Annotated in this window: 7 protein-coding genes; 4 read left to right on the top strand and 3 right to left on the bottom strand. The window is 31.9% G+C overall.

Annotated elements, in window-relative coordinates; all coding sequences use genetic code 11:
- Positions 1-47 precede the first annotated feature (47 nt).
- A complete protein-coding gene (locus SCA31_RS22285) occupies positions 48-494 on the bottom strand; it encodes a hypothetical protein (protein ID WP_410699246.1) in 447 nt (148 codons plus the stop codon).
- A gap of 437 nt (positions 495-931) precedes the next feature.
- On the opposite strand from SCA31_RS22285, the gene SCA31_RS22280 reads away from it, so the two are divergent.
- A complete protein-coding gene (locus SCA31_RS22280) occupies positions 932-2,536 on the top strand; it encodes a helix-turn-helix domain-containing protein (RefSeq protein ID WP_410699245.1) in 1,605 nt (534 codons plus the stop codon).
- 108 nt (positions 2,537-2,644) lie between these two features.
- Positions 2,645-4,342, top strand: coding sequence for a helix-turn-helix domain-containing protein (locus SCA31_RS22275; RefSeq protein ID WP_410699244.1), 1,698 nt, complete (start codon positions 2,645-2,647; stop codon positions 4,340-4,342).
- 233 nt (positions 4,343-4,575) lie between these two features.
- Here SCA31_RS22275 and SCA31_RS22270 read toward each other — a convergent pair whose 3' ends face one another.
- Positions 4,576-4,731 carry a bacteriocin-like protein gene (locus tag SCA31_RS22270; RefSeq protein WP_410699243.1) on the bottom strand — a complete coding sequence of 52 codons (156 nt, stop codon included), beginning with the start codon at positions 4,729-4,731 and terminating at the stop codon, positions 4,576-4,578.
- A gap of 225 nt (positions 4,732-4,956) precedes the next feature.
- On the opposite strand from SCA31_RS22270, the gene SCA31_RS22265 reads away from it, so the two are divergent.
- On the top strand, positions 4,957-5,124 hold the full coding sequence (locus SCA31_RS22265) for a hypothetical protein (protein WP_410699247.1): 168 nt from the start codon (positions 4,957-4,959) through the stop codon (positions 5,122-5,124).
- 188 nt (positions 5,125-5,312) lie between these two features.
- On the opposite strand, the gene SCA31_RS22260 is transcribed toward SCA31_RS22265, so the two are convergent.
- The gene (locus tag SCA31_RS22260) at positions 5,313-6,575 is read right to left on the bottom strand and encodes a tyrosine-type recombinase/integrase (RefSeq protein ID WP_410699242.1); all 1,263 of its coding nucleotides are present in this window, start codon (positions 6,573-6,575) and stop codon (positions 5,313-5,315) included.
- Positions 6,576-6,873: 298 nt separating this feature from the next.
- Between SCA31_RS22260 and SCA31_RS22255 the strand changes: the two genes are divergently transcribed.
- Entirely contained in the window at positions 6,874-7,530 is a 657-nt protein-coding gene (locus SCA31_RS22255) for a hypothetical protein (protein ID WP_410699241.1), read from the top strand.
- Positions 7,531-7,909 lie beyond the last annotated feature (379 nt).

Genomic DNA, 7,909 nt, shown 5'->3' with positions numbered 1-7,909 from the left:
TTTAAAAATTAATCTCTTATGAAACACTCCTTAAGTGAAAGCCTAAATCAGTACACTTTTTGCTGACGATTTACAGGCATGACAATCTGCTTATGGTTATCGGTAAGAGCCAGTAAGTATTTCTCTGACGTGGTATTCCTGATGAAGATTGATGCAGTTTTATTGCTGCTTTTTATGCGTTGGGACAGGTTCTGCTCTTTTTTGTTTTTTCTTTCATAGGGTGCAGATAAAACTTTCCTTTTTATTTTTTTCTTTACCTTTTCAGATTGATGAACATGTATTCGCTCCCTACCTGAAACAATGGTGCCCTTTGATATAAATAGCGTCGTTGGGGAATGTGAAGAATCTGATGAAGAAAGATGATCATGTCTGCAGGCAGCTTGTATTGTCTGAAAGTGAGCCAACAGCAATATCAATAAGAAAAACCTTCTCCCTCCAATTGAATGCAGAGAGAAGAGTTGGTTCATCATGTTATTTTCAGAATCGGTTAGCATTTCGTGCAATATTATAACTACCACAATGCTTGTACAAGTGTATCACAGGAATAATTCGGAAAGTTTCATGTACTGTTTAACTGATTTTACAAATTAGTATTTCTGTAAATCAGTAGTTTATGTTTTTGTGAGCTGTTTGTATAAAACTTTAATAATCCCAAATAGGTATTTGTATTTTTAGGATATATATTTCATTAAATTTGTACGAATGATAATTATGAGCAGGGGTTGTAATATGAAAGAATCAATCTAATAACAATACATGAGGTGTTGAAACTAACGAATTGATGAGTATAAATTTGTTAGAAATAAAAATATATTAATAGAATTATGAAAGTCAATTAATCTTTAATGCTCCTTAAGTAATATAGGTGTTAAATTCACTGATTGTATTGCTCTATTAAATCTTTCTTCTAAAAACTAATCTCTATTTCCTAATGAAAAAAATCTATTTATTTTTTATCATTTTTTCTTTTTATGCAGCATCTGCCCAAAATGCAAAAATACCGAAGGAATCAGTTTCCAAAATAAAAATACTTGATGCTGAAATTAAGAAGTATAAAACTTCTGCAGCTTCAGATCCTGTCACAGCCACAAAAAAATTACAACAGCTAAAAGAGCAAAGTGAAAGAATTCATTATACAAATGGATCGATGACCAGCTCTATGGGGCTGGTCTTGATTTACTATAATGATGGTAATTATAAAAAAACCATTGAAGAAAGTCGTTTTGTTGAAAAATATGCCAAGGAGCTGCAAGCCTATGATTATATTTCCGATATCTATAGAATGAGAGCAAATGCCTATGGCGAAATGGGACTTTTGGATGAATGCCTGAAAGAATTGGAAAAATCTTTAATTAATATTGATGATATTAAATCCCTAAACCGTCGTATTTATAGAAAATCTCTTATCTATGAATCTTACGCCGGAGTTTATGAAAAAAAGGAGGATATTAAAAAACAGATTTTTTACAGGCACAAGAGTATCGTATCCTCATATCAAATACCAGGAAATGAGCCGGAAACTATAAATGCAAAATATCAAAATCTGGCTTACCAATATGCGAGTCTTGGGTTGATTTATAGTAACTTAAAGAGTAAAGATTCCGCCAGGCATTATTTTGAAAAAGCTCTGGAGATTCATGAAAGTGATAAGTGTGACATCTATGTCAATGGTAGGGCAACCTTGCTAAGTGATATGGCAAAATTTTATAATGACAATGGTGAGTATCATAAAGCAATCTTATTTGCCAAGCAAGCGGAAGATTTTGAAAGACAGGCTTCGATGCCCTATATCAGAAAAGATATTTATCATACCCTTTTTAGTTCATATATAGAATCTAACAAGCAGGATTCTTCAAAATACTATTCAAGGCTATATATGTATTTGAGTGATAGTTTATTGAAATCAGAAAAGGAAAGTTTAATAACCCCCGTTAAACAGATTATTTCAGATAATGAACATGAGAATCATACTGCCATCAAAAAAATACTGATTGTTTCAGTATTGGCCTTTGGTATTGCAGCATTTATGGGTTGGTTATATTGGAGGAGAAAGAACAGGTTTATTCAGGGAAAATATAAAGATCTGGTTGCTAAAATAAATGCAAAGCAAAAAGAGCAGGAACTAGAATTACAAGATAATGTCAGAAATAACGGAACAAAGCCATCTGTAGCCATTACTGATGATACAGCAAGAACCCTTCTCCTTAAACTTGAAAAATTCGAGAACGCGGAGAAATATCTCCGGAAGGATCTGAGCCTTACCTGGATGGCTAATAACCTCAATACTAATCCAAAATATCTTTCGGAGGTCATTAAGATGTATAGAGAACATAATTTTACCAGTTATATCAACGAACTACGCATCAACTATATAATCAGGAAGCTCTATGACAATCCAATCTATAGAGAATACAAGATAACCTATTTGGCAGAGGAATGTGGATATACGACGCCACGGGTATTTGTTAACGCTTTCAAAAAAGAAACGGGTTTCACACCATCCTACTTTGTGGAGCAATTGAAGGCTTCCGCATAACGTTTAACCTATTTGTTGTTTAAATTAAATCAATAAGCATTTTTCAAAAACTTTAATGGACCACCCAGGTATTGTGAAAAATGATAATTCATTATAAAATGTAATCTTATGGTTAAAAAATTATCCTTGCGAACGTCTCAGTTTATTTTTTCTACGAACAAAAGAAATAGCAATCAAGGCGCTCAAAGATTGTACACTATTATTATTTCGCTGTTGTTTTTGTTTTTATTTTCCATGGCAAACGCAACTACCATCTTATGCCCCGGAAATGAAAATGTAGACCAATTAATAGATCAGGCTATCTCTCTTAATGATAAAGGGAAAAGTAAGGAGGCTCTTGGATTGCTTCAAAAGGCTGTTGAAATGACCAGGTCTATAGGCTGTGAAAAGGGAGAATTGGATGCCGTAAAAAATATAATGTTGGTTTATTCTCAAACCTATGACTATAAGAAGGCTCTCGAGATATCCAATAGAGCCAAAGAGTTGGCCATTGGTCAGAAAAATTATAAAACATTATCTACTTTATGCAATAAACGAGCAATACTATATGAAAATCTGGGCCTGTATGATGAGAGCTTAAAAGAATATGAAGCCGCTCTGAAATATGCAAAACTGGTTTCTGAAACCAATGAGAGGCATTATCAGACATCTTTGGTTTATTATAACATGGCTCCTTATTACCAGGGGAGGTCAGATGAAAAAGTTTTGTATTATCTGGAAAAAAGCAGGGAAGAGATTGTAAAAGTGAGTGATAATAGTGCAGAGGTTCCTTTGGATAAAAAAGTTGATATGCTGATATCCGTAAATATGAACCTGGGAATTCATTACAGGGACTCGAGAAATAAAAGAAGGAATATAAAATTATCTGAGTTTTATTTTAATGAAGCCCTAAAACAACTCGATTTAGTTAAGGGTGAAGTAAACCTTGATACAAAGATAGATTTATATCAGGCTCTTCAGGAGTTTTATCAGCTTAAAAAAAATTACAGGAAAGCAATAGAATATGGTGAGAGTATGCTTGCCATGGAAAAATCCAATAGTATGCCTTACAATCGAAGAGTGGGGTATATGGTATTGGCAAAATCCTATTTAGGAATTGGAGATAGCCAAACTTCTCAAAGATATCTTGATCTTTTTTCAAAATTGAATGACAGTATTACTTCCATAGAGAAAGAAGCTGTGGAAGTTCCTGTCAAAAACATAATTTCAGAAAATAAAGTCGACGGAGAGAGGAAGATAAAAAGAATTGTTGCTATTTCTTTTGTTATCCTTATTCTTGTAACAGGAGGTATGCTGATATATCGTAGAAGAAGCAATAAGGCTATTCATAAGAAATACGAAGATCTAATTGCTAAAATAAGCCAAGACAACGAAGAGAATAAAACAGAACCGGCACCCGAGAGAAATAAGGGAATAAAATCCTCCGTTACAATCACCGATGAAACAGTGAAGGCCTTACTCCTTAAGCTTGAAAAATTTGAGGCCTCAGAAAAGTACCTTCGGAAAGAATTGAGTCTGACCTGGATGGCTAACAGCCTTTCTACCAATCCAAAATATCTTTCAGAGGTCATAAAGATCTATAGAAATCATAATTTTACCAGTTATATCAATGAGCTTCGTATCAACTATATCATTAAGAAGCTTTATGAAAGACCAATCTATAGAGAATACAAGATAACCTACCTTGCAGAAGAATGCGGATATGCCACGCCTAGAGTATTTGTAAATGCTTTTAAGATGGAAACAGGCTTTACGCCCTCATATTTTGTGGAGCAATTAAAAGTTTCTGTAGTAGAAGTGGATTAAATCACAAGCTCTATCTGAGAAAAATCTATACCTATGAAACTGGGTGAATCAATACCCTAACAATTATCTTAAGAAAGAAAGATGGCAAACTTTTCGGAAAGGCTCGTGTTTACTTACCTGAAAAAAAAATTATAGATTATCGTCTAATAAATGATTACCAAAATACACAAAGGAAAAAATAGACTTCTATTTTATTAGTGGCTGATTGTCGGTTAAATAATAGGATTGTATTTTTAAAAATCAGGACACTCTAATGTCATTTGATCCGAATAACATTGAGGGATAGGACTGTTAGGGCAATGCATCCTCTTCCATCCCTGAGGGCATATTTTTTGACTACCCTTTACTTGCTTTAGTTGATTTCTTGAAATTTTCTTAAAATTTTTCATGTATTAAATATTTTAATTCGATTGTAAAAATGGAAAAGAAAAGGGCATAAAAAATACGGATTCCCATAAAGTAAACTATAATTTTTCTTTTATAGTACCCCAGGCTTTTACTTATATGTTTTTCGATTTTTAAGAAGCTTTCCATCTGAATTTTTTAACCTCAAAATGACTTCCCAGGCTAAGCTTCTCAAATCGTCCAGAGCGATTAGAACGATGGTTGTTTAAATCTTTAATTTTCAAAATCTTGCTTTCAGTTCCTCCTATGCTTCCGATATCAATAGAATCTATCTGAATTATCTGCAGAACACAAGAGCGAAGACACTGGCAAGTGGGTACAGCATACGTCCGAAACCCGGTACACTGTTTTCTGCTTCTTTAGAGTGGATGAGGTGAAAAATGCCTTGATCCTGCTGATTTCAATAGCATCAATATGACGGAACGATTGCAGGAAAAAGAAGATTTATTCAAATCAGTTTTAGGGCAAGGTGTTAGTGGAAAAGAACAATTACCACTTTTTCTGCCACTTCTTTCATTGAAGCTTCCTTTGTGCCTATCAAAAGTTAGAATAAATTGATAAATGATTATCGTTTCTTTGAATTGTAATAGGTAGAACTAGATTGCTTTTTGTGTATTTCATCAAAGTGATTACCTAGGCATACGATCTGATCCTTATCAAATGGATTGATATAATTCAAAAACATTTGTTCTGTAGCATGCCCGGTGGCTGAAATCAGTAATGAGGTTGGAATTTTTCCATAAAAATTAGTGGCGAAGCTCCTCCTGCCTATGTGGCTGGTTAGGATTTCCCATTTTTCTATAACAAGATTTTTAACTCTGTGTCCTATTCTTTTTTTTGCCTTAATCTTAAAATTTATTTTGGCAATTTGAGCAATCTTTTTGATATTTCCATTATATAAATGAGTGTTTAATGGTTTGGGGAAATTATTATCATTATTTCTAATAATATCAAGAACTATGGGATGTAGAGGGAGTATTATCTTTTTTTTAGTTTTTTGTTGAATAAAATTCATACATAGCTTACCATTGATTTCAAATAGCATATCAATTTTAAAATTCATAAAATCTGATATACGCTGTCCGGTATAGCAACTTATTAATAGCCATTCTTTTGAGTTTTGTAAAGCTTCAGGGACCTCAGCAATTTTTATCTGAGTAATTTCTTCTTCGCTGAGCGTAATTACTTCTCTTTGTGATTTTTCTTGTCTAAATTCAAATTCTCTGATACTGGTTGTAATGCCCCTCCTTTCAATGTAGTTTAAGATGGTTTTAATGAAGTTTAGGGTGCGGTATATTGTATTTTCACTATAGGATTCATCCTTTCCAAACAGAATAAAATTTCTTATAAATTCAAAATTTACATTGTTGATGTTAATTCTATTCTTAATGAATCCCTCAAATCGCTTTATAAGATTGCTAAATACTTTATATCGTTTGTAGGTGGAGTAACAGATAAGCTCTTTACGATTGTTTATATATTGATTGACAAAGTGTAATAGATCATTCTCAGAATATTCCTCATTGTTCTGAGAGCAAACTTTATTAATAATCTCAAGAAGCTTTTTTTCTGTAACCTTTTTAGAGCCTGATATTTTTTGATGAATATATTCCGTAAGATTCACTTTCAATGAGTCAAGCCTTTGATTAAATATTTTATGGTGCTTAAGGTATATATTTTTAGGGCGTTGTTTTTCTTGATCCCAATCTTCGGAGGAAATCATTAAAGGAGTTGTTAATTTATAATCCGTTTTAAAATGATTATCGGAAATTGATAAGATAATATTTCTATTGATTCTATTTTTAGATAAGAAAAATTCAAAATTCATAGGGTAGAATTATTATTTCGCCGCTAATATAAGCGAAATAAAGTAGTCTTAGCTAGACTACTCTTATCCAACAAAGATAATCAATTTATGTATTATAAATAAAATAAATAACTGAATTTTAAATATTTGTAAATCCCATGTGATTTTTAATTTAATATTTTAAATGTTAATAATTGTCGAATAATACATTATTGATATAGAATTTCTAATATACAAAATGCCTGCAACAGGACTGTCATAATAAATTAAATTTAAAAGTAGTCTAGCTAAGACTACTCTTGATTAAAGTATAGGCAGAATGATAAAAAAAAAGCAATTTATATTGTTTTATACCTGTAAAAAAGGACTCAGTATACTATTATTACTGGGGGTCCTTTTTTTTCAGGCGAAAATTCGTCTGTATGAAGAAAATATCAATAGAGGTGACTCTATTCAAATTCAAGAGGTAATTCATGTCACAGAAAATACGTTAGTCTACGGTTTAGAGAATGTTTTGATCCAAAAAATGCAATCTCCCCAAGTACCTAATGAGGTAAAGAAGATAAAAAGCATCTCGAAAAAGAAAAAGCTGAAAGAAAAAAAGATAGTTAATAATGATTACGGCAAAATTTTAAATCAACAAAAGTCCTTTTCATTATTTCCTTCTGATATATTCTTGGATTTTGGGAATTTTGGACTTCGGGCTCAACTGATCATTACTTCCAATACTTTTTGTTTCAAAAAAAATATTGCTGCCGCTTTTCATTATATATTTTTCTTGAGAAAATATAGTGACTGTCAAATAAAGATCGATTGTAAGGATCTCTTACAAATTATCATTTCTATTTTTTTAATCTTATTCAGATTACGTCCGCCTCCTATAAAGAATAATTTAAAAGAGATTTTGAAATCAATTCAAATCTATTCTAAAAATAATAACAAACATTATTCTAATGTTTCAATTATACTGCTTTAATCAAGGAATGTGTTTATAGATAGTGGTTATCCCATTACTGTCATATACCAATGACATGATTTGAAATTTTATAAAATAATAGCCTGAATTTCATTTTAATTAAGCTTTTTGTTTTATGAAAAAACAGTTCAAAACTGTACTTGTTTATACAATAAGCAACCCACTGTTACCATCCTTATTTGAATAATTGAAATAATACAAGATGATAAAATTTATACCTATTAAAATATGAAACTCATAATAAATACTATTGCAAATTACAGCTTTCGTGTCGTCTGTTGTGTTTGCACAGTTTTGTTGATGTTTTCCCAGATAAAGGCACAGACCTTATTGACAGAGAGCTTCAATTATCCCCCCGGCAGCTTGCTCACGGCTAACA

It is taken from the genome of Chryseobacterium sp. SIMBA_028, from assembly GCF_046535285.1.
Taxonomy (GTDB): Bacteria; Bacteroidota; Bacteroidia; order Flavobacteriales; family Weeksellaceae; genus Chryseobacterium.
This window is presented reverse-complemented; position numbering and strand designations above follow the sequence as displayed.

Excerpts from the sequence above, each read along its gene's own strand:
- SCA31_RS22285 (WP_410699246.1), bottom strand. The coding sequence starts at position 494 with ATGCTAACCGATTCTGAAAATAACATGATGAACCAACTCTTCTCTCTG.
- SCA31_RS22280 (WP_410699245.1), top strand. The coding sequence starts at position 932 with ATGAAAAAAATCTATTTATTTTTTATCATTTTTTCTTTTTATGCAGCA.
- SCA31_RS22275 (WP_410699244.1), top strand. The coding sequence starts at position 2,645 with ATGGTTAAAAAATTATCCTTGCGAACGTCTCAGTTTATTTTTTCTACG.
- SCA31_RS22270 (WP_410699243.1), bottom strand. The coding sequence starts at position 4,731 with ATGAAAAATTTTAAGAAAATTTCAAGAAATCAACTAAAGCAAGTAAAG.
- SCA31_RS22260 (WP_410699242.1), bottom strand. The coding sequence starts at position 6,575 with ATGAATTTTGAATTTTTCTTATCTAAAAATAGAATCAATAGAAATATT.
- SCA31_RS22255 (WP_410699241.1), top strand. The coding sequence starts at position 6,874 with ATGATAAAAAAAAAGCAATTTATATTGTTTTATACCTGTAAAAAAGGA.